Below are 20614 nucleotides of genomic sequence, written 5' to 3' on the forward strand. Positions count from 1 at the left end.
TACGGGCCCTGACGTCACCGTCAGGGCCCGCACTCATATCCCCCCAACCCCACCCCGGTATCCTGCGGCTGTCACCCCCACCCATCCAGAGCCGAAGGGCAACTCCGTGAGCGCCATTCGCCCGGCAGCCGTCGTCGTTCTCGCAGCGGGTGAGGGCACCCGTATGAAGTCGGCCACACCGAAGGTCCTGCACCAGATCTGCGGCCGTTCCCTGGTCGGCCATGTGCTCGCCGCCGCCCGCGAGTTGGACCCCGCGAACCTGGTCGTCGTCGTGGGCCACGCCCGTGAGCAGGTGACCGCGCACCTGACCGCGATCGACCCCGGCGTGCGGACGGCCGTGCAGGCGCAGCAGAACGGCACGGGGCACGCCGTGCGGATGGGCCTGGAGGAGCTGGGCGGGGCGGTCGAGGGGACCGTGGTCGTGGTCTGCGGGGACACCCCCCTCCTCGCCGGCGACACCCTCACGCAGCTCGCCGAAACGCACCACGGCGACGGCAACGCCGTGACCGTCCTCACCGCCGAGGTCCCCGACGCCACGGGCTACGGCCGTATCGTCCGCGACGACGCGACCGGTGCCGTGACCGCGATCGTGGAGCACAAGGACGCCACGGACGCCCAGCGGGCGATCCGGGAGATCAACAGCGGGGTGTTCGCGTTCGACGGGCAGCTGCTGGCGGACGCGCTGAAGAAGGTGCGGACGGACAACAGCCAGGGCGAGGAGTACCTCACGGACGTGCTCGGGATCCTGCGGGAGGCCGGGCATCGCGTCGGGGCTTCCGTGGCCGCCGACCACCGGGAGATCGCCGGGATCAACAACCGCGTGCAGCTCGCCGAGGCCCGCCGTATTCTCAACGACCGGCTGCTCACGCGGGCGATGCTCGACGGGGTGACGGTCGTGGATCCGGCCACCACCTGGGTGGATGTGACCGTCACCTTCGAGCAGGACGCCGTCGTGCACCCGGGGACGCAGCTCACCGGGTCGACGCACATCGGCGAGGGCGCCGAGGTCGGGCCGAACGCCCGGCTGAACGACACCCGGGTGGGTGCGGGAGCTCGGGTGGACACCACGGTGTCGGACGGTGCGCGGATCGGCCCGGAGGCGTCCGTGGGGCCGTACGCGTACCTGCGGCCGGGCACCCGCCTCGGACTCAAGGCCAAGATCGGCACGTACGTCGAGACGAAGAACGCGTCGATCGGCGAGGGGACGAAGATTCCGCACCTGTCGTATGTCGGTGACGCGACGATCGGTGACTTCACGAACATCGGTGCGGCGAGTGTGTTCGTGAACTACGACGGCGAGAACAAGCACCACACCACCGTCGGGTCGCATTGCAAGACGGGTTCGGACAACATGTTTGTGGCTCCTGTCACGGTCGGGGACGGTGCTTACACCGCCGCCGGGTCCGTGATCACGAAGGATGTGCCGCCCGGTTCGCTGGCCGTGGCCCGTGGTCAGCAGCGGAATATCGAGGGCTGGGTGGCCCGGAAGCGTCCTGGGAGCGCGGCCGCGAAGGCGGCCGAGGCGGCGTCCCGGCGGGGCGAGGACGAGGACTGACCGGAAACGGGTGCGCCAAACACGGCGTACCGTGATAAGTGCACATCCGCACGAGTGCATACCCGCACCCCTACCAGCTGATATGGCCTCTCGCGCCCAGCCGAGAGGTCGTTCGAGCAGTCGGCTGGCTGAGAACCTCTGAGGAGACAGTGCTGTGACCGGGATCAAGACGACCGGCGAGAAGAAGATGATGTTCTTCTCCGGCCGCGCCCACCCCGAGCTTGCCGAGGAGGTCGCCCAGCAGCTGGGTGTCGGGGTCGTCCCGACGAAGGCCTTCGACTTCGCGAACGGCGAGATCTACGTCCGTTACCAGGAGTCGGCGCGTGGTGCGGACTGCTTCGTGATCCAGAGCCACACGGCTCCGATCAACCAGTGGATCATGGAGCAGCTGATCATGATCGACGCGCTGAAGCGCGCGTCGGCGCGCTCCATCACGGTCATCGTGCCGTTCTACGGTTACGCGCGGCAGGACAAGAAGCACCGCGGTCGTGAACCGATCTCGGCGCGTCTGATCGCGGACCTGATGAAGACCGCGGGTGCCGACCGGATCCTGACGGTGGATCTGCACACGGACCAGATCCAGGGCTTCTTCGACGGTCCGGTGGACCACCTGTTCGCGTTGCCGCTGCTGGCGGACTACGTGGGCCAGAAGGTGGACCGGGAGAAGCTGACGGTCGTGTCGCCGGACGCGGGCCGTGTGCGGGTGGCGGACCGGTGGTGCGACCGGCTGGGGGCGCCGCTGGCGATCGTCCACAAGCGGCGTGACAAGGACGTGGCGAACCAGGTGACCGTCCACGAGGTCGTGGGCGAGGTCAAGGGCCGGGTGTGTGTGCTGGTGGACGACATGATCGACACCGGTGGCACGATCTGCGCGGCCGCGGACGCCCTGTTCGCGCACGGCGCGGAGGACGTCATCGTGACGGCCACGCACGGTGTGCTCTCCGGCCCTGCCGCGGACCGGCTGAAGAACTCGCGGGTGAGTGAGTTCGTGTTCACGAACACGCTGCCGACGCCGTCGGAGCTGGGCCGGGATCTGGACAAGATCACGGTGCTGTCGATCGCTCCGACGATCGCGAGTGCGGTGCGTGAGGTGTTCGAGGACGGGTCGGTGACCAGCCTCTTCGACGAGCAGTGAGGTTTCTGCAGGCCTGCCCCGCGGGCTAGCTGAAGATCCTTTTGGGCGCGGCCTCCCCCTCCGAGTAGACTGCTGAAGTTGCTCGGCGAGGGAGGCCGTGGTCGTGTTCGCGACCATGGCGGTCCGTTATCGACGCGCTCTTCGTAGCAGGCCGTTCGTGGCCGGGTGACCACGTCCGTTGCGATTCCTACGAGGAGTGATCAATATGTCCGAGGTTAAGCTCGCCGCCGAGACGCGCACCGAGTTCGGCAAGGGTGCCGCCCGTCGTATCCGCCGTGACAACAAGGTTCCCGTCGTCCTGTACGGCCACGGTTCGGACCCGCTGCACCTGACCCTGCCGGGCCACGAGCTGCTGATGGCGCTGCGTACGCCGAACGTCCTGATCTCCCTGGACATCGACGGCAAGTCCAACGAGCTGGCGATCCCGAAGGCCGTGCAGCGCGACGCGGTGAAGGGCTACCTGGAGCACGTCGACCTGCTGCTGGTCAAGCGCGGCGAGAAGGTCACGGTCGAGGTTCCGGTGCACGCCGAGGGCGAGCTGGCCCCGGGTGGCAACCTGCTCGAGCACGTTCTGAACGCGCTGCCGGTCGAGGCCGAGGCCACGCACATCCCCGAGGCCGTCACGGTCTCCGTCGAGGGCCTGGAGGCCGGTGCCTCCATCCTGGCCAAGGACATCACCCTTCCGAACGGCACCACGCTGGCCGTCGAGGAGGACACCGTCGTTCTGCAGGTCCTGGCCGCGCAGGCGGAGGAGGCTGCTGAGGGCGAGGCGGCCGAGGGCGAAGAGGCTGTCGCCGAGGCCTGATCCTCACCGTCGTCATTTCGTTCAGCCGCTGTTCCCTCGGGGGGCAGCGGCTGGCGCGTATCAAGGAGACATGGACGTGACCACCGCCGCCAATGCCCCCTGGCTCGTCGTGGGCCTCGGGAATCCCGGACCGGAGTACGCCATGAACCGGCACAACGTCGGGTTCATGGTGGCGGATCTGCTCGCGGAGCGGATCGGGGGGAAGTTCAAGCGGGCGGGCAAGGCGCAGGCGCAGGTGCTGGAGGGGCGGATCGGTCCGGTCGGGCCGGCGAACCGGCGGGTGATCCTGGCCAAGCCGATGTCGTACATGAACCTGTCCGGCGGTCCGGTGAACGCGCTGCGGGACTTCTACAAGGTGCCGGTGGCGAACATCGTCGCGGTCCACGACGAGCTGGACATCGACTACGGCACGCTGCGGCTGAAGCTGGGCGGTGGCGACAACGGGCACAACGGTCTGAAGTCGATGACGAAGGCGATGGGCGCGGACTACCACCGAGTGCGGTTCGGGATCGGACGGCCGCCCGGGCGGATGCAGGTCGCGGACTTCGTGCTGAAGGACTTCGCGTCGGCGGAGCGCAAGGAGCTGGACTACTTCGTGGACCGGGCGGCGGACGCGGTGGAGTGTCTGGTGACGGAGGGGCTGGAGCGGGCGCAGAGCGCGTACAACTCCTGACTTGTCCGGCCATGGAGCCCGTGGGAGTTGACCGGTCGCAGGCCCATGGCCAATGATCCCGGCCATGCCTGCCACAGCAACCGCCTCTCGCCAGGCCTCCGTGACCGCGCTGCGATTCGGTCGGGTGGCCGCGATGGGTGCGGTCGCCGCGCTGATCCTGTTCGCCGGGGTGTGGGGTTCCTGGGGGACCGCTCAGCACGTGATGCTGACGAAGGGGCGCGAGCGCGGCACGATCAAGGTGACCCGGTGTGACGGGGACACGTGCCGTGGCCCGTTCACGCCGACGTCGGAGGGGGCGAAGGCACGCCCGAGCGTGGAGATCGCGAACTCGGTGGCGGTGCGCAAGGGGCTGACGTACGCCGTGGTGGTGAAGCCGGGGACCGATGAGGTGGTGCGCTCCGGGCCGGCGGGGATGCTGTACGCCTGGATTCCGCTGGGTGGTGCGCTGCTGCTGGCGTCGGTGGTCGTGGCGGGCGGCCTGCGGCTGCCCCGGCCCGCGTGGGTGCTGGCGGGGTCGGGGATCGTACTACTGACGACGGCTTTCGTGACGCTGTGAGGGGTTGGGGCGTTCTTCACGTCTGTGGGGGACTGTCTGTTGTCTGTTCCTGATTGACCGGCGGGCCGGCGCGCCCCGAAGCTGAACCGCCCCCTCCACATCTTCCCCGTTCGCCACACGAAGATGGACCAGCCCCATCCGTACCCTCTCCCGCGCCGGCGCGCTGACCGCCGGTGTTTCGGCGGCGCTGCTGTGCGCCCCCGCCGCTCACGCGACTGCTCCCGGTGACAACGGCACCGTCAAGATCCACGATGCCCGCACCGGTGAGGCGCTGCGCCGCAACGAACCGCACGTGTGCACCTTCTACCTGGACGCGTTCGGCTTCGACGACGCCCAGCAGGTCGACTGGCACATCGAGGCCTGGGCGCCCACGGCCGCCACGAAGGGCAAGACCGTGAAGTCCGGTGCCCTCACCCTGGACACGGACGGTCACGGCCGTACCGAGGACATGTCACTGTCCGACGGGCACTACAAGCTGTTCTGGAACTTCGAGGGCGAGAAGGGCGCGGCGAAGCACAAGGTGTTCTGGACGGACTGCGCCGGCTCGCAGGGCGGGGGCGGGGGTACGACGCCGTCGGGTTCGGCGTCGCCGGCGCCCTCCGCGGCGGGTGCGGCGCCGGGTGCGTCCTCGTCCGTGTCGCCCTCCTCGTCGGCGGCGCCGTCCTCCGTCCCGTCCGCCCGGACTGCCGGCGGCGACCTGGCCGAGACCGGCAACGGTGCTCCTGTGGGCCTGCTGTCGGCGGGTGCTGCCGCGCTGGTCGCCGTGGGCGGGTATCTGGTGGCCCGGCGCCGGAAGGCCCAGCGGGGCTGAGGCCCGCCGCGGACAAAGGTGCCCCCGGGGTCGTACGGACCCCGGGGGCACCTTTGTCGTGGTGTGGCGGTCAGCCGGTGTTGCGCAGGCCCGCTGCCACCCCGTTGACGGTCAGGAGCAGGGCGCGGGAGAGCAGCGGGTCGGGCTCGGCGCCGGCGGCCGCGGCGTCGCGCTGGCGCTTGAGCAGGGTGACCTGGAGGTAGGAGATCGGGTCCAGGTAGGCGTCGCGGACGGTGAAGGTCTGGCGGAGCGCGGGCTGGGCGTCGAGGAGTTCGCTCTCGCCGGTGATGCGCAGCACCTCGCGGACGGTCAGTTCGTGCTCGGCCTTGATGGTGTCGAACACGTGCTTGAGTTCGTCGGGGACGAGGGTGTCGACGTAGTGCTGGGCGATCCGCAGGTCCGTCTTGGCGAGGGTCATCTCGACGTTGGACATGAAGTTGCGGAAGAAGTGCCACTGCTCGTGCATCTCGTCGAGCACGGAGTCGCCCTCCAGCCGCAGGCCCGCTTCGCGCAGCGCCTTGAGGCCCGAGCCCACGCCGAACCAGCCGGGGACGATCTGCCGGGACTGGGTCCAGCCGAACACCCACGGAATGGCGCGCAGGCCGTCGAGGCCGGCACCGGAGTCGGGGCGGCGGGAGGGCCGGGAGCCGAGGTGCAGGTCGGCGAGCTGGTCGACGGGGGTGGAGGCGAAGAAGTAGGCGGGCAGGTCGGGGTCCTCGACCAGGCGGCGGTAGGCGGCGTGGGCGGCGTCGGAGACGACGTCCATGGCCGCGTCCCAGCGGGCGAGGGCCTCGTCGGACTGGCGGGGGGCGGTGTGCAGGGCGGAGGCCTGCAGGGTGGCCGCGACCGTCAGTTCGAGGTTCTCCCGCGCCAGGGACGGGATCAGGTACTTGTCGGAGATGACCTCGCCCTGCTCGGTGACCTTGACCTCGCCCTCCAGGGTGCCCCAGGGCTGGGCGAGGATCGCGTCGTGGGAGGGGCCGCCGCCGCGGCCGACGGTGCCTCCGCGGCCGTGGAAGAGACGGAGGCGGACGCCGTAGCGGTGGGCGACGTCGCGCAGGCGGCGCTGGGCGCGGTGGATCTCCCACTGGCTGGTGGTGATGCCACCGAACTTGGAGGAGTCGGAGTAGCCGAGCATGACCTCCTGGACGTCCCCGCGCAGCGCGACCAGGCGCCGGTAGGACGGGTCGGAGAGCATGTCCTCGAGGATGGTGTCGGCGGCGCGCAGCTCGTCGGTGGTCTCCAGGAGCGGGACGATGCCGATCTTCGCCCAGCCGGCGTGCAGGTCGAGGAGGCCGGCCTCGCGGGCCAGGACGGCGGCGGCGAAGACGTCGTCGGCGCCCTGGCACATGGAGATGATGTAGGACTCGATGACCTCGGGGCCGAAGACCTCCAGGGCGCGCTTGACCGTCTCGAAGACGCCGAGGGTCTTGGCGCCGGCCGCGTCGACGGGGGCCGGGGTGGGCGCGAGCGGGCGGCGGGACCGCAGCTCCTTCGCGAGGAGCTTGGCCCGGTAGTCCCGGGGCATGTCCGTGTAGCGCCAGGACTCCTCGCCGAGACGGTCGAAGAGCTGGCCGAGGGCGTGGTGGTGGGCGTCCGCGTGTTCGCGTACGTCCATGGTGGCGAGTTGGAGGCCGAAGGCGGCCAGGGTGCGGATGGTGCGGTTGAGGCGGCCGTCGGCGAAGAGGGCGCCGCGGTGCTCGCGCAGGGAGGTCTGGATGAGCCTGAGGTCGGTCAGCAGCTCGCCGGTGCCGAGGTAGTCGCAGCCCGGCTCGTGCGGGGTGCCCTTGGCGAGCCGCTGCTTGGTGTTCTCCAGCTTCTGCCGGATGCAGGTGGCCTTGAGCCGGTAGGGCTCCTCGGCGTTGAGGCGCTTGTAGCGGGGGCTGATCTCGGGCAGCCGCTCCAGGTCGGCCTGGAGGGACTGGAGGAGTTCCTCGGTGGCGCCGGCGTAGCGGATGGAGTTGGAGAGCAGGCCGCGCAGTTCGTCGATCATCTCCAGGGCGTCGTTGATGCCGTGCTCGTGCTGGAGGATGAGGACGTCCCAGGTGACCTGGGGGGTGACGTTGGGGTTGCCGTCACGGTCGCCGCCGATCCAGGTGCCGAAGGAGAGGGGGCGGGAGTTGTCGGGGAGCTTGACGCCCACGCGCTCGAGTTCGGCGGTGAGGTCCTCGAGGACGTCGCCGACGGCGTCGGCGTGCAGTTCGTCGAGGTAGTAGATGGCGTTGCGGGCCTCGTCGGCGGGCTCGGGACGGACGACGCGCAGTTCGTCTGTCTGCCAGACGAGGTCGATGTTCTCCGCCAGGCGGACGTCGTGGCGGCGGCGGTCGGAGTCGAGGACGGGGGTGTCCAGGAGCGCGGCGATGCGCCGGAGCTTGTTGAGGACCGAACGGCGTGCGGCCTCGGTGGGGTGTGCCGTGAACACCGGGCGAACGTTCAGGTGCTCGACGGTCTGCCTGAGGTGCTCGGGGTCGGCGTCCTTGAGGCGATCGGCGGTGCGGGCGAGCAGGCCGCCCTCGGCGGCGCGCCGGGCGCGCAGCTCGCGGCCGCGGTGCACCTGCTCGGTGACGTTGGCCAGGTGGAAGTAGGTGGAGAAGGCGCGGACCAACTGGGCGGCGGTCTGCAGTTCGGTACCGCGCAGCAGCTCGGCGGCGGCCTCGCCGTCCTCGCGGGTGAGGCGGCGGACCTTCTCGACCAGCTCGAGGAGTTCGGGGCCTTCCTGCCGTACGAGGGTCTCGCCGAGGAGGTCGCCCAGGCGCCGGATGTCGGCACGCAGCTCGCTGCTGGTCGTGGTGGTCTGGTCGTCGGCACTGCTCACAGGTGCGGCTCCTTGCAGTGTTGAAGCTCGTCCGGGAGGGAACCCGGGACATCGATCCACCGCGCGGCGGGGTGCCGCATACGGGACGGGACGTCCGGGAAGGAATCAGAGCGGACCGCGCTGTCCGACCGAGTCCAAGGATAGGTGTCCATGCGGACGCGCAGAATCTCGGGCTCTTGCCGCCGGGCGACTCGCTGCCATACTTACGACGCCGTAGGTTACGGAACCGTAGGGACCGTTTTAACGGAACCTGGGCACGGTTCCCGCAGCATCCCGACGCCCGTCTCAACCCTCGACCCCACAGGGGACGCCCCATGACCACAAGCTCCGATGTGATCGAAGACGCCCCGAAGGCGAACGACGACACCTCATTGACCTCGGCAACCCTCGGCGGTGAAAAGAAGGGCTCGGTCGAGCAGATCGCGCTCCTCCTCTTCATCGTCGTCCCCTTCCTGGCGCTCCTCGCCGCGATCCCGCTGGCCTGGGGCTGGGGCGTGAGCTGGCTCGACCTCGGCCTCCTGGTCTTCTTCTACTTCCTCGGCTGTCACGGTGTGACGATCGGCTTTCACCGCTATTTCACCCACGGCTCCTTCAAGGCGAAGCGCCCGCTGCGCATCGCGCTCGCCATCGCCGGCTCGCTGGCGGTGGAGGGCCCCCTGGTCCGCTGGGTCGCCGACCACCGCAAGCACCACAAGTTCTCCGACGCGGAGGGCGACCCGCACTCTCCGTGGCGCTTCGGCGAGACCCTTCCGGCGCTGATGAAGGGCCTGTGGTGGGCCCATATCGCATGGATGTTCGACGAGGAGCGGACGCCGCAGGACAAGTACGCCCCGGATCTGATCAAGGATCCGGCGATCCGGGCGATCTCCCGTCAGTTCATCTACTGGACGGCGCTCTCCCTGGCCCTGCCCCCGCTGATCGGCGGTCTCGTGACGATGTCCTGGTGGGGCGCCTTCACCGCACTCTTCTGGGGGTCACTCGTACGGGTGGCGCTGCTGCACCATGTGACGTGGTCGATCAACTCGATCTGCCACGCGGTCGGCAAACGGCCGTTCAAGTCGCGTGACAAGTCCGGCAACGTGTGGTGGCTGGCGGTCCTGTCCTGCGGGGAGTCCTGGCACAACCTGCACCACGCCGACCCGACGTCGGCGCGGCACGGGGTGGAGCGCGGGCAGATCGACTCCTCCGCACGGCTCATCCGCTGGTTCGAGATGCTCGGCTGGGCGTACGACGTGCGCTGGCCGTCACGCTCGCGTATCGATTCGCGCCGTAACACCGGGGAAGGCGGCTCTCGGCGCCGGGCGGAGGCTGCCGAGGCGGCATGATTGACGCCGTGGCGACCGATTCCAGCAGCAATCCCGGCAGTGACAAGCAACGGCGGACCCGCCGCACCCGTATGACCGGTGCGGAGCGCCGGGCGCAGCTGCTGGAGATCGGTCGCACCCTCTTCGCGGCGAAGGGGTTCGAGGGCACCTCGGTGGAGGAGATCGCGGCGAAGGCCGGGGTGTCCAAGCCGGTGGTGTACGAGCACTTCGGCGGCAAGGAGGGGCTGTACGCAGTGGTGGTCGACCGCGAGATGCGGCGCCTGCTGGACATGGTGACCGGCTCGCTGACCGCGGGCCACCCCCGCGAACTGTGCGAGCAGGCCGCCTTCGCCCTCCTCGACTACATCGAGGAGTACACGGACGGCTTCCGCATCCTCGTCCGTGACTCCCCCATCCCGCAGTCCACGGGCTCCTTCGCCTCGCTGATCTCCGACATCGCCACCCAGGTGGAGGACATCCTGGGCCGTGAGTTCAAGTCCCGCGGCTTCGACCCCAAGCTCGCGCCGCTGTACGCGCAGGCCCTGGTCGGCATGGTCGCCCTGACCGGCCAGTGGTGGCTGGACGTGCGCCGCCCGAAGAAGGCGGAAGTCGCTGCCCACCTGGTGAATCTGGCGTGGCACGGTCTGGACGGGTTGGAGCAGAAGCCCCGGTTGATAGGGCACCGCAAGGCGTAGGCAAAGGGGCGGGCAAGGCACCGGCCCCAGCGTGGGCGCGCCGCGGGAGCATTCGTACGATCATCGGGTGGCCAAGGAGAACGGGTTGCCCAGCGGCCGGAAACAGGCCTTCGGCGTCGTCGTCTTCGGTGCCCTCGCGGTCTTCCTCGTCGGTGTCACGGTCTACGGGTACATCGCCGCGGCCGCCCACCTGGGACTGATCGGGCACCCGCAGAAGACGCGGATGCAGGCCTGTTTCCATGTGCCCGAGACGAAGATCTCCTACCGCGAGACCGCGCCCGCCCATTACGACTGCGACGCGTACCTGGCGCACGGCCGGGGCAGGACGCGGATGAGCTTCTCCTCCTACCCCGCGCAGCACACGGAGGTGGCCCAGGAGCCGTGGGGCCGGTGGGTGCCGGTGGAACGGGGCTTGTGGAGCCGCCTCGGACGGGTGGCGCTCCCCCTGGTGCCGCTGGCGTTCGCCGCGCTGTTCGCCCGGTGGGCGGTGCGGTCGGCGTCCCTCTACCGGCGTTTCAGGGGCTGGAGGAACTCCAGCCTGTTGCCGACCGGGTCCTGCGAGTAGAAGCGCAGATGGCACCGACAGCCGCCCCGCGCCGCCGGCACAGGCGGCTTCGGGATCTCCGTCATCCCGAGGACGTCGACGTAGTACGCCCGAAGCTCCTCCTTGGATCAGGCGGGGCCGCCGGCTGCACGTGGTCGACGGCGACCAGCATCCTCACTCCCCCTTCACGGCCACCGCGAACAGCCGGCGGAACGGCAGGACCGTGCCGTACGGCGCGGTCGGGTAGGCCTCGCGGAGCAGGTCCCGGTACTCGGTGACGAAGGTGTCGCGGACCTCGGGTTCGTCGCCCAGGGCGGTCAGGGCGGGACGCAGGCCCGTGCCCTTCACCCAGTCCAGGACCGGGTCCTCGCCCTGGAGGACGTGGAAGTACGTCGTCTGCCACACGTCCGTGGCGCAGCCGAGGCGGGCGAGCCGGTCCAGGTAGGCGCCGGGGGTGTGGACGGAGTCCGTGTGGCGCAGGACCTCGGCGAGGCGGGATTTCCAGCGGGGCGTGGCGGCCAGTTCGCGCATCAGAACGTGCAGCGGGGCGTCGATGTTGTCCGGGACCTGGAAGGCGAAGGTGCCGCCGGGCTTGAGGGCGGCGATCCAGTCGGCGAAGCGGTCGGCGTGGCCCGGCACCCACTGCAGGGTGGCGTTGGAGACGATCAGGTCGCAGGGCTCCTCGGGCGTCCAGGTACGGGCGTCGGCCTCGGCGAAGTCCAGGCGGCCGCCGTCGGCGGTGGCGCCCGCGTGGTCGACGTGCGCCTTGTCGAGCATCTCGGGCGAGTTGTCGTAACCGGTGATGTGCGCGGCCGGCCAGCGTGCGGCGAGCAGGGCGGTGACGTTGCCGGGGCCGCAGCCGAGGTCGGCGATGCGCGGACGCCCTGCGGGCGGCTCTGCCGGGAGGGCGGGGATGCGGGCGAGCAGGTCGGCGAAGGCGCGGGCGCGGTGGCCGGCGTGGCGGAGGTACTGGGCGGGGTCCCAGATGGGCGTCGTCATGTCCTCCACTTTCCCGTTCCATTTCTCTTGATGTCAAGAGACTCGACGTCAAGAGACTTCATGTCGACACAACCACTACACTGATCTCCATGGAGGACGAGGTCGATCGGCTGGTCGCAGCGTGGCGCCGGGAGCGTCCGGACCTCGACGTGGAGCCGCTGGAAGTGCTCAGCCGGGTGAGCAGACTGGCCCGGCATCTGGACCGTGCACGCCGGCTCGCCTTTTCCGAGCACCAGCTCGAACCCTGGGAGTTCGACGTGCTGACCGCGCTCAGGCGCGCGGGAACGCCGTACCAGCTCTCCCCCGGTCAGCTGCTCACGCAGACCCTGGTCACTTCGGGCACGATGACCAACCGGATCGACCGGCTCGCGAAGAAGGGCCTGGTGGAGCGGCTGCCCGACCCGAGCGACCGGCGGGGCGTGCTGGTCCGGCTCACCGACACCGGCCGGGACCGCGCGGACCAGGCGCTGGCGGGCCTGTTGGACCAGGAGCGGGCGATCCTCGGCGAGCTGTCCCGCGCCCAGCGCGCCGAACTCGCCGGCCTGCTACGCCAGCTGACCGCCCCGTTCGACAACATTCCCGGCTAGGGGAAGGTCGGCCGGCCCCACCCCGGCCCGCCGGGCCAGCGCCACGGCGGCCAGCGTGGAGTGGACACCCAGCTTGCCGAGGACGTTCTGCATGTGGGTGCGCACCGTGTGCGGCGAGAGGAACAGTCGTTCGGCCACGGCCTTGCGTCCGAGCCCCGCGACCATGCAGCGCAGCACCTCCCGCTCACGCGGGGTCAGCGACTCCACCAGCCGCTCGCTCTCGGTGCGGTGCTTGCGCGCGGCCGTCAGCTCCTTGAGGACACCGGTGAGCAGGGCCGGCGGCAGATGCGTCTCGTCACGCAGCACACCCCGTATCACCGTCAGCAGCCGGGACAGCGAGCAGTCCTTGGCGACCCAGCCGCAGGCGCCGGCCTGCAGCGCGAGGGCCGCGCGGCGGGGGTCGTCCTTCTCGGCGAGGACCACTGTGCGCACCCCGGGCTGCGCCGAGCGGACGCCCACGACCAGCGAGATCCCGTCGACCAGTCCCTCCTCGTTGCCCTCCTGCACGGGCACCGCCGGGCGTATGCCGGGCAGGCCGCCGCCCAGGTCGGAGTCGACGAGCAGCACGTCGAAGCGGCGGCCCTCGGCGGCCGCGCGCTCCAGGCAGCGCAGCGCCGCGGGGCCGCTGCCCGCAGCGGAGACGTCGACGTCGGGCTCGGCGGCCAGTGCCGCGGCCAGCGACTCGGCGAAGATGCGGTGGTCGTCCACGACCAGGACTCGGATACGAACCACGAAACCCCCTTCCCCAGGCTCCGCGCGGAGCAGGGGATAACCAAGGCCCGGAGAACGACGACCCGCGCGGGCACGACACCAACGGAAGGAACGCCGACCGCACGGCCGCCGCCGTTGCGGAAACTGCTACCCCCACCGCAGGCGCCGTACCCGCCTGTCTCGCCCCCTGATCGACACCGGCCCCCACCGGTGCTGCTCATCAGAGTACGGATGGGAGCAGGGAGCGGAAGCCGATTTGCAGAACTGGCCGTCCGTCACGTTTATGGTGTGCCACATGTTTCGTATTGAGGCGGAAGTCGACAAAGCCCGACGTGATCTGCTCCGCTCGCGGCTGCGGGACACCAACACGGCGGCCTCTCCGGTGCTGGCGGCCCTGCGCGGCACGCCCGGCGAACGCGAGGCCCCCCTCCACGTGTGGGCCATGGACCGCTCCGGCGAGCTGGCCGGCGGCCTGGTCGGGCACACCTGGACGACCTGGATGCACGTCACCTACCTGTGGGTCGACTCCCGCCACCGGGGCACGGGTCTCGGCTCGCGCCTGCTGGCCGAGGCCGAGCGCATCGCCCGCACCGACCGCGGCTGCACGGGCGCCCGGCTGGAGACCTGGGACTTCCAGGCACCGGCTTTCTACGAGAAGCAGGGGTACGACGTGGTGTGCGTGATCCCCGACTATCCCCCGGGGATCACGGAGTTCACGCTGACGAAGGGGCTGGGGTGACGAAGGGTCCGAGGTCGGGAACGACGGCACCGGCCCCGTACCGCTGATCGCGTACGAGGCCGGTGTGGGCCGTGGGAACCGATGCCGGTGTCGTCAGTTCACCTGCCGTGCGCCCGCCGAGGGCACCGCCTCGAACACCCGGGGGGCCGTGAAGCCGGCTGCGGCGAAGGCCTCCTCGGCCGCCTTGGTGAGGGTGTCGACGTCGGTGGCCTCCGCGAGGACGATCGCCGAGCCGCCGAAGCCGCCGCCGGTCATCCGGGCGCCGAGTGCGCCGTTCGCCAAGGCGGTGTCCACGACCAGGTCCAGCTCGGGGCAGGAGATCCGGAAGTCGTCGCGCAGGGAGGCGTGGCCCTCGGTGAGGACCGGGCCGATCGAGCGGGTCTCGCCGGCGCGGAGGAGGGCCACCACGCGCTCCACCCGCTGGTCCTCGGTGACGACATGCCGGACCAGGCGGCGAACCTCGTCCTCGTCGCCGAGGCGGGCGAGGGCCGCGTCCAGGTCGGCGTAGGCGATGTCGCGCAGGGCGTCCACGCCGAGCAGGGCCGCGCCCTTCTCGCAGCCGGCCCGGCGCTTGCCGTACTCACCGCCGCTGTGGGCGTGCTTGACCTGCGTGTCGACCACCAGCAGGCGCAGGCCCTCGGCCGCGAGGTCGAAGGGGATCTGCTGCTGGGACAGGTCGCGGGTGTCGAGGAAGAGGGCGTGCCCGGATTCGCAGCAGGCGGAGGCCGTCTGGTCCATGATGCCGGTGGGCGCGCCGACGTAGACGTTCTCGGCACGCTGGCACAGACGGGCCAGCTGCCAGCGCTGCAGACCGAGGTCGTACAGGTCGTTGAGGGCCAGCGCGACGACGACCTCCAGGGCCGCCGAGGAGGACAGGCCCGCGCCGGTCGGGACCGTGGAGGCGAGATGGACGTCGGCTCCGGTGATCGCGTGCCCGGCCTCGCGCAGGGCCCAGACCACGCCCGCCGGGTACGCCGTCCAGTTCTCGTCGCTCTGCGGTGCGAGCGCGTCCAGCGACAGCTCCACGACCGGGCCCTCGGCGTCCGCCGAGTGCAGGCGCAGAACGCCGTCGGTGCGGCGGGAGACGGCCGCGGTCGCCCGGTGCGGCAGCGCGAACGGCATCACGAAGCCGTCGTTGTAGTCGGTGTGCTCGCCGATGAGGTTGACGCGGCCGGGTGCCGCCCAGACGCCCTCCGGTTCGGCCCCGTACAGCTCGGCGAAGCGTTCCCGGACCTGCTGTGCCCCCACTAGTGCTCCTCTGCGATGTGCTGCGTGAACTGCCACGCGTCCGCGACGATCCCCGCGAGATCCGCGCGGGACGGGTTCCATCCCAGCTTCTCCCGGGCCGTGTCCGCCGAGGCGACCAGGACCGCCGGGTCACCGCCGCGGCGCGGGGCGACGACCTCGGGGATCGGGTGGCCGGTGACCTTGCGGACGGTCTCGATGACCTCGCGGACGGAGAAGCCGCTGCCGTTGCCGAGGTTGCAGATCAGGTGCTCGCCCGGCTGCGCCGCGTCCAGGGCCAGCAGGTGGGCGTCGGCCAGGTCCGCGACGTGGATGTAGTCGCGGATACAGGTGCCGTCGGGGGTCGCGTAGTCCTCGCCGTAGATCGAGATCGCGTCGCGGCGGCCCTGGGCCACCTGGAGGACGAGCGGGATCAGGTGCGACTCGGGGTCGTGGCGCTCGCCGAACATGACATCAGAAGACGTGCCGTACGCGCCGGCCACGTTGAAGTAGCGCAGGGACACCGCGGCCAGGCCGTGGGCGATCGCCTCGCCGGTGATCATGTGATCGACGGCGAGCTTGGAGGCACCGTAGGGGCTGGTGGGCTTCGTCGGGGCGCTCTCCACGATCGGGACCTGCTCCGGCTCGCCGTAGGTGGCCGCCGTGGAGGAGAAGACCAGCTTGCGGACGCCCGCCTCGCGCATGGCGCCGAGCAGGGCCATACTGCCGGCCACGTTGTTGTCCCAGTACTTCTCCGGCTTCACCACCGACTCGCCGACCTGCGAGAAGGCGGCGAAGTGCAGCACGCCGGCGTAGGAGGAGTCGAGCCACTTGGCGGCGTCGCGGATGTCGCCCTCGACGAAGGCGGCCGCGGCGGGCACGCCCTCGCGGAAGCCGGTGGAGAGGTTGTCGAGGACCGTGACCTCGTGGCCGGCCTCCAGCAGGTGCTGGGCGACCACGCTGCCGACGTACCCCGCCCCACCCGTCACCAGGTACTTCATGAACTCGCTACCTCTCGCAGTCGCTCGGCCGCGCGCTCCGGCGGCACGTCGTTGATGAACACACTCATGCCGGACTCGGAACCCGCGAGAAACTTCAGCTTGCCGGAAGTGCGGCGGATGGTGAAAAGCTCGAGGTGGAGCGCGAAGTCGTCCCGCGTCACACCGTCGAACTCCTCCAGGGCGCCGAACGGGGCCTGGTGCCAGGCCGCGATGTAGGGCGTCGGAGGTTCACCCGCACCCTCGTTCCCTCCATCCCCCCCATCGAAGATCCGGTCGAAGCGCCTCAAGAGTTCCAGATAGATCTGAGGGAATTCTGTGCGTGCCGCCTCGTCGAGCGCGAGCAGGTCGGGCACGCGACGCTTCGGGTACAGGTGGACCTCGTACGGCCAGTGCGCCGCGTAGGGCACGAAGGCCGCCCAGTGTTCACCCTCAAGGACGACCCGCTCCCCGGCGAGTTCCCGTTCCAGGACGGCATCGAACAGGTTCTCCCCGCCGGTCGCCTCCTTGTGGGTGGCGAGCGAGCGGAGCATCAGCGCGGTGCGCGGCGTGGTGAAGGGGTAGGCGTAGATCTGACCGTGCGGGTGACCGAGGGTCACGCCGATCTCCTCGCCCCGGTTCTCGAAACAGAACACCTGCTCGACGGAGGGCAGATGCGACAGCTCCGACGTCCGGTCCGTCCACGCCTCCAGCACCAGGCGCGCCTGCTCCGCGGTGAGGGCGGCGAAGGAGGCGTCGTGGTCGGAGGTGAAGCAGACCACCTCGCAGCGTCCGGAGTCGCCGGCCAGCGACGGGAAGCGGTTCTCGAACACGACGACGTCGTACGAGGAGTCCGGGATCTCGCTCAGCCGCTCGCCCTGCGTCGGGCACAACGGGCACTCGTCGGCCGGCGGGTGGTAGGTGCGGCCCTGCCGGTGGGAGGCGATCGCGACCGAGTCGCCGAGCAGTACGTCACGGCGGACCTCGGAGGTGGTGACCGTACGGTCCAGCGGGCGCCGGTCGACGGCGTCCCGCACGGTGTCGTCCCGGAGGTCGTAATAGATCAGCTCACGACCGTCGGCCAGCCGGGTCGAGGTCTTCTTCACGCCGGACTCCTTGTTCGAGCGCCCCGGGGACAACGTCCCGAGGGGCGTGTCCGCACCCAATCACTCAACACAATCAAACATAACAGACCACAACCCGACAACACCTTGGACCATCACAATCAAACAAAGGACACCAACAGAAGTGTTCAATATCTGAACGCGGAGGCGTAGGTTCCGCTCTGGATCAGTTCGCGCAACGAAGCGAGTACTCATGCAAACCCCCACACATGACCCCACCTGTCTGGCGGCGGAGCTACGGCTCCCCACCAACGGGCTGGACTACACGATCCTGGCGATCTACTTCGTCGTCGTTCTCGGCATCGGCTTCGCGGCCCGCCGCTCGGTGAAGACGAGCCTCGACTTCTTCCTCTCCGGACGCTCGCTGCCCGCCTGGATCACGGGACTCGCCTTCATCTCGGCGAACCTTGCGGCCACGGAGATCCTGGGCATGGCCGCGAACAGTGCCCAGTACGGCGCCTACACGGTGCACTGGTACTGGATCGGCGCCATCCCCGCCATGGTCTTCCTGGGCCTGGTGATGATGCCCTTCTACTACGGCAGCAAGGTCCGCTCGGTCCCCGAGTTCCTGCTGCTGCGCTTCGACCGGGCCGCTCACCTGCTCAGCTCGATCCTGTTCGCGTTCGCCGCCATCCTCATCGCCGGCGTGAACCTCTACGCCCTCGCGATCGTCGTCGAGGCCCTGCTCGGCTGGCCGCAGTGGGTGGCCATCGTGGTCGCCGGCGCCTTCGTGCTGGCGTACATCACGCTGGGCGGCCTGTCCTCCGCGATCTACAACGAGGTGCTCCAGTTCTTCGTGATCCTGGCCGCCCTCATCCCGATCACCATCCTCGGGCTGAAGAAGGTCGGCGGCTGGGGCGGTCTGACCGACAAGCTCACCGCCACCCACGGCGCCGACTTCACCACCGCCTGGGGCGGCACCGGCATCGGCAGCACCAACCCGCTCGGTGCCAACTGGCTGACCATCGTCCTCGGCCTCGGCTTCGTCCTCTCCTTCGGCTACTGGACGACCAACTTCGCCGAGGTGCAGCGCGCCCTGTCCGCGAAGAACCTCTCCGCCTCCCAGCGCACCCCGCTGATCGCGGCCTACCCGAAGATCTTCATCGTCTTCCTGGTGATGATCCCGGGCCTGGTCGCCGCCGCACTCGTCCCGCACTTCGGCAGCCCCGGTTCCGGCTACCAGTACAACGACGCCATCCCCTATCTGATGCAGGAGCTGCTGCCCAACGGCGTGCTCGGCATCGCGGTCACCGGCCTGCTCGCCGCGTTCATGGCCGGCATGGCCGCCAACGTGTCGTCGTTCAACACGGTGTTCACCAACGACATCTGGGCCCGCTACGTCGTACGCGACCGCGAGGACACGTACTACGTGCGCTTCGGCCGCCTCATCACCGCGATCGGCGTGGCCGCCTCGGTCGGCACGGCGTTCCTGGCGTCCTCGTTCTCGAACATCATGAGCTACCTGCAGACGCTGTTCTCCTTCTTCAACGTGCCGATGTTCGTCGTCTTCATCGTCGGCATGTTCTGGAAGCGCGCGTCCGCCAAGTCCGGCTTCTGGGGCCTGCTCGCCGGCACCGTCACGGCCATGGTCAACTACTTCGTCTTCTACAAGAAGGGCATCATCTCGATCCCCACCGACCAGGGCGCCAACTTCGTCTCCGCGATCGCGGGCTTCGTCGCCGGCGCGGTCGTCATGTTCGCCGTGTCCCTGTTCACCGAGCCGAAGCCGGCACGGGAGCTGCAGGGTCTCGTCTACGGCACCCGCTCCCCCGGCATGTCCGAACCGCCCGCCGCCGGCGACGACGCCTGGTACCGCAAGCCCGCCCTGCTGGGCTGGGGCGCGGTCGTCCTGGCCGCCGCCTGCTACATCCCGTTCTCGTTCTGACCGCGGGAGGATGAGGAAACCATGACCGAGCACTCTCGCCGTCCCGAGCACCACGAGCACTTCGGCTACTCCGAGGAAGACGTCCAGCGGGAAGTCACCGAGCTGGAGAGCAAGTCCGCGACCGCGGCCCGCATCTTCGACCTGCGCCGCATCATCGGCGGCCTGTTCGTGGTCTACGGCATCATCGTCACGATCACCGGCATCACCGACTCCCAGTCCGCCATCGACAAGGCCGAGGGCGTCAACATCAACCTGTGGACCGGCATCGGCATGCTGCTCCTGGGCATCTTCTTCCTGGCGTGGCTGAAGCTCCGCCCCACTCCTCCGCCGCCGCCTCCGGCGGACGAGCAGTAAGGGGTAAGGCCGTCCCCGGGCTGCGGGTCCGTCGTGGCTGGTCGCGCCCACGCGGCGGAGCCGCATATCGACACAGCCCCGCGCCCCTGGGGAACTGCAGCACCGCCTGCTGCAAACGCACCGAACGTGGCTGCGGGGGAGCCACCCCGCCGGCGCCGGGAAGCGTCCCCGCCCCCGATCGGCCTCGGGGTCGGAGCCGCCTACAGCTCCGGCCCCGACGAGTCCGGTAGCGGGCCCGCCCGGTCCAGCAAACCCGTCCGCGCCGCCAGCGCCGCCGCCTCCAGGCGCGAACCCACACCCAGCTTCATCAGCACCCGCTGCACATGCGTACGCGCGGTGCTGGGCGCGATGCCCATACCGGCCGCGATCAGCCGGGTGTCCTCCCCCTCGGCCACCCGTACGAGCACCTCCACCTCCCGCGGCGTGAGCATCTGCAGCAGCCGCTGCCCCTCGTCGTCGGGCTGGGCCGCCGGATTGAGCAGCTCGCCGAAGGCCCCCTGCAGCAGCTGCGGGGCCACCGCCGCCTCCCCCGCCCGGGCCTTCATGATGGCCCGCTCGACCCCCTCGATCCGCTCGTCGTGCCGCACGTACCCCGACGCCCCGGCCGCGAAGGCCGCCGCGATGCCCCGCGGCGACGGCACCGGCCCCAGCACCAGCACCGCGACCTGCGGCCGCTCCCGCTTGATCTTCACCACCGGGTCGAAGGCCCCCGGTTCGGCCGGCCCCGCCGTACCCAGCAGGCACACCTCCGGCGCCCGCGCGATCACCAGATCAGCCGCACCCGCGGCGGGCGCCGCCGCCGCCAGCACCCGGTGCCCGCGCAGCTTCAACGCCGACGCCAACGCCTCCGCGAGCAGGCGATGGTCGTCGACGACCATGAGCCGCACTCCCATAGAGCAACCCCCCAGTCCCCCCCATGGATGCCCCACTATGGACGCCCACCGGCCCACAACGACAGAGGGCCCCCGGTACCCCGCCCTTCATGACCCCGGAAGCTACACGCTTGTTCGACGTCGCGCTGCCCCTATGCAGGAGAAGTGCCCCGGATCGATGAAATCCGGGGCACTCCCTGGTAATACCTGGCATTCGCCCCCGGCGCCCTGAAGCGTCCGGGGGCGTGC

General features: G+C 70.1%; 20 protein-coding genes and 1 pseudogene. 13 read left to right on the top strand and 8 right to left on the bottom strand.

What is annotated here, in order from left to right:
* The first annotated feature begins 106 nt into the window (after positions 1-106).
* The 6 genes from glmU (at position 107) to ABZ471_RS07020 (ending at position 5535) form a co-directional block, all read left to right on the top strand.
* Complete coding sequence (gene glmU, locus ABZ471_RS06995) at positions 107-1555, top strand: bifunctional UDP-N-acetylglucosamine diphosphorylase/glucosamine-1-phosphate N-acetyltransferase GlmU (RefSeq protein ID WP_359063259.1); 1449 nt, start codon at positions 107-109, stop codon at positions 1553-1555.
* A 154-nt stretch (positions 1556-1709) separates the two neighbouring features.
* Positions 1710-2690 carry a ribose-phosphate diphosphokinase gene (locus ABZ471_RS07000; protein ID WP_359063261.1) on the top strand — a complete coding sequence of 327 codons (981 nt, stop codon included), beginning with the start codon at positions 1710-1712 and terminating at the stop codon, positions 2688-2690.
* A gap of 205 nt (positions 2691-2895) precedes the next feature.
* The gene (locus tag ABZ471_RS07005) at positions 2896-3495 is read left to right on the top strand and encodes a 50S ribosomal protein L25/general stress protein Ctc (protein ID WP_359063263.1); all 600 of its coding nucleotides are present in this window, start codon (positions 2896-2898) and stop codon (positions 3493-3495) included.
* Positions 3496-3565: 70 nt separating this feature from the next.
* Positions 3566-4168 (top strand): aminoacyl-tRNA hydrolase, encoded by a 603-nt coding sequence (pth, locus tag ABZ471_RS07010; RefSeq protein ID WP_359063265.1) that lies wholly within the window; start codon positions 3566-3568, stop codon positions 4166-4168.
* 52 nt (positions 4169-4220) lie between these two features.
* Entirely contained in the window at positions 4221-4724 is a 504-nt protein-coding gene (locus ABZ471_RS07015) for a hypothetical protein (RefSeq protein WP_359063267.1), read from the top strand.
* A 136-nt stretch (positions 4725-4860) separates the two neighbouring features.
* Entirely contained in the window at positions 4861-5535 is a 675-nt protein-coding gene (locus ABZ471_RS07020) for an LPXTG cell wall anchor domain-containing protein (protein ID WP_359063370.1), read from the top strand.
* 70 nt (positions 5536-5605) lie between these two features.
* Here the strand turns inward: ABZ471_RS07020 and ppc are convergent, their stop codons facing one another.
* On the bottom strand, positions 5606-8350 hold the full coding sequence (gene ppc / locus ABZ471_RS07025; protein ID WP_359063269.1) for a phosphoenolpyruvate carboxylase: 2745 nt from the start codon (positions 8348-8350) through the stop codon (positions 5606-5608).
* Positions 8351-8664: 314 nt separating this feature from the next.
* Between ppc and ABZ471_RS07030 the strand changes: the two genes are divergently transcribed.
* From ABZ471_RS07030 to ABZ471_RS07040, 3 genes are all read left to right on the top strand, one after another.
* On the top strand, positions 8665-9675 hold the full coding sequence (locus tag ABZ471_RS07030) for a fatty acid desaturase (protein ID WP_359063271.1): 1011 nt from the start codon (positions 8665-8667) through the stop codon (positions 9673-9675).
* Positions 9672-10349, top strand: a complete 678-nt coding sequence (locus ABZ471_RS07035; RefSeq protein WP_359063273.1) for a TetR/AcrR family transcriptional regulator — start codon at positions 9672-9674, stop codon at positions 10347-10349. The genes ABZ471_RS07030 and ABZ471_RS07035 overlap by 4 nt, the downstream gene beginning before the upstream one ends.
* A gap of 67 nt (positions 10350-10416) precedes the next feature.
* Positions 10417-10914, top strand: a complete 498-nt coding sequence (locus ABZ471_RS07040; protein ID WP_359063275.1) for a hypothetical protein — start codon at positions 10417-10419, stop codon at positions 10912-10914.
* On the opposite strand, the pseudogene ABZ471_RS07045 reads toward ABZ471_RS07040, so the two are convergent.
* A pseudogene (locus ABZ471_RS07045) lies at positions 10854-11065 on the bottom strand (hypothetical protein). The gene ABZ471_RS07040 and the pseudogene ABZ471_RS07045 sit on opposite strands and share 61 nt — an antisense overlap.
* 2 nt (positions 11066-11067) lie before the next feature.
* The gene (locus ABZ471_RS07050) at positions 11068-11892 is read right to left on the bottom strand and encodes a trans-aconitate 2-methyltransferase (protein WP_359063277.1); all 825 of its coding nucleotides are present in this window, start codon (positions 11890-11892) and stop codon (positions 11068-11070) included.
* Positions 11893-11981: 89 nt separating this feature from the next.
* Here ABZ471_RS07050 and tamR point away from each other — a divergent pair, with 89 nt between their 5' ends.
* Complete coding sequence (gene tamR / locus ABZ471_RS07055) at positions 11982-12479, top strand: MarR family transcriptional regulator TamR (protein WP_359063279.1); 498 nt, start codon at positions 11982-11984, stop codon at positions 12477-12479.
* Here tamR and ABZ471_RS07060 read toward each other — a convergent pair.
* Positions 12438-13211, bottom strand: a complete 774-nt coding sequence (locus ABZ471_RS07060; protein ID WP_359063281.1) for a response regulator transcription factor — start codon at positions 13209-13211, stop codon at positions 12438-12440. The two genes, tamR and ABZ471_RS07060, sit on opposite strands and share 42 nt — an antisense overlap.
* Before the next feature lie 262 nt (positions 13212-13473).
* On the opposite strand from ABZ471_RS07060, the gene ABZ471_RS07065 reads away from it, so the two are divergent.
* A complete protein-coding gene (locus ABZ471_RS07065) occupies positions 13474-13929 on the top strand; it encodes a GNAT family N-acetyltransferase (RefSeq protein ID WP_359063283.1) in 456 nt (151 codons plus the stop codon).
* A gap of 93 nt (positions 13930-14022) precedes the next feature.
* Here ABZ471_RS07065 and galK read toward each other — a convergent pair whose 3' ends face one another.
* From galK to galT, 3 genes are read right to left on the bottom strand one after another with little or no spacing between them, the layout of a single operon-like run.
* Positions 14023-15177: a galactokinase gene (gene galK / locus ABZ471_RS07070; RefSeq protein WP_359063285.1), complete on the bottom strand. Its 1155-nt coding sequence runs from the start codon at positions 15175-15177 to the stop codon at positions 14023-14025.
* Positions 15177-16154 (bottom strand): UDP-glucose 4-epimerase GalE, encoded by a 978-nt coding sequence (gene galE / locus ABZ471_RS07075; RefSeq protein ID WP_359063288.1) that lies wholly within the window; start codon positions 16152-16154, stop codon positions 15177-15179. Before galE ends, galK begins: the two co-directional genes overlap by 1 nt.
* Positions 16151-17236 (bottom strand): galactose-1-phosphate uridylyltransferase, encoded by a 1086-nt coding sequence (gene galT / locus ABZ471_RS07080; RefSeq protein ID WP_359063290.1) that lies wholly within the window; start codon positions 17234-17236, stop codon positions 16151-16153. Before galT ends, galE begins: the two co-directional genes overlap by 4 nt.
* A gap of 211 nt (positions 17237-17447) precedes the next feature.
* On the opposite strand from galT, the gene ABZ471_RS07085 reads away from it, so the two are divergent.
* Positions 17448-19139, top strand: a complete 1692-nt coding sequence (locus tag ABZ471_RS07085) for a sodium:solute symporter family protein (RefSeq protein WP_359063292.1) — start codon at positions 17448-17450, stop codon at positions 19137-19139.
* Between the two features lie 21 nt (positions 19140-19160).
* Complete coding sequence (locus tag ABZ471_RS07090) at positions 19161-19493, top strand: hypothetical protein (RefSeq protein WP_359063294.1); 333 nt, start codon at positions 19161-19163, stop codon at positions 19491-19493.
* A gap of 200 nt (positions 19494-19693) precedes the next feature.
* On the opposite strand, the gene ABZ471_RS07095 is transcribed toward ABZ471_RS07090, so the two are convergent.
* Positions 19694-20386 (bottom strand): response regulator transcription factor, encoded by a 693-nt coding sequence (locus ABZ471_RS07095; protein WP_359063296.1) that lies wholly within the window; start codon positions 20384-20386, stop codon positions 19694-19696.
* Positions 20387-20614: the final 228 nt, after the last annotated feature.

The organism is Streptomyces sp. NPDC005728 (genome assembly GCF_040630895.1).
Taxonomy (GTDB): domain Bacteria; phylum Actinomycetota; class Actinomycetes; order Streptomycetales; family Streptomycetaceae; genus Streptomyces.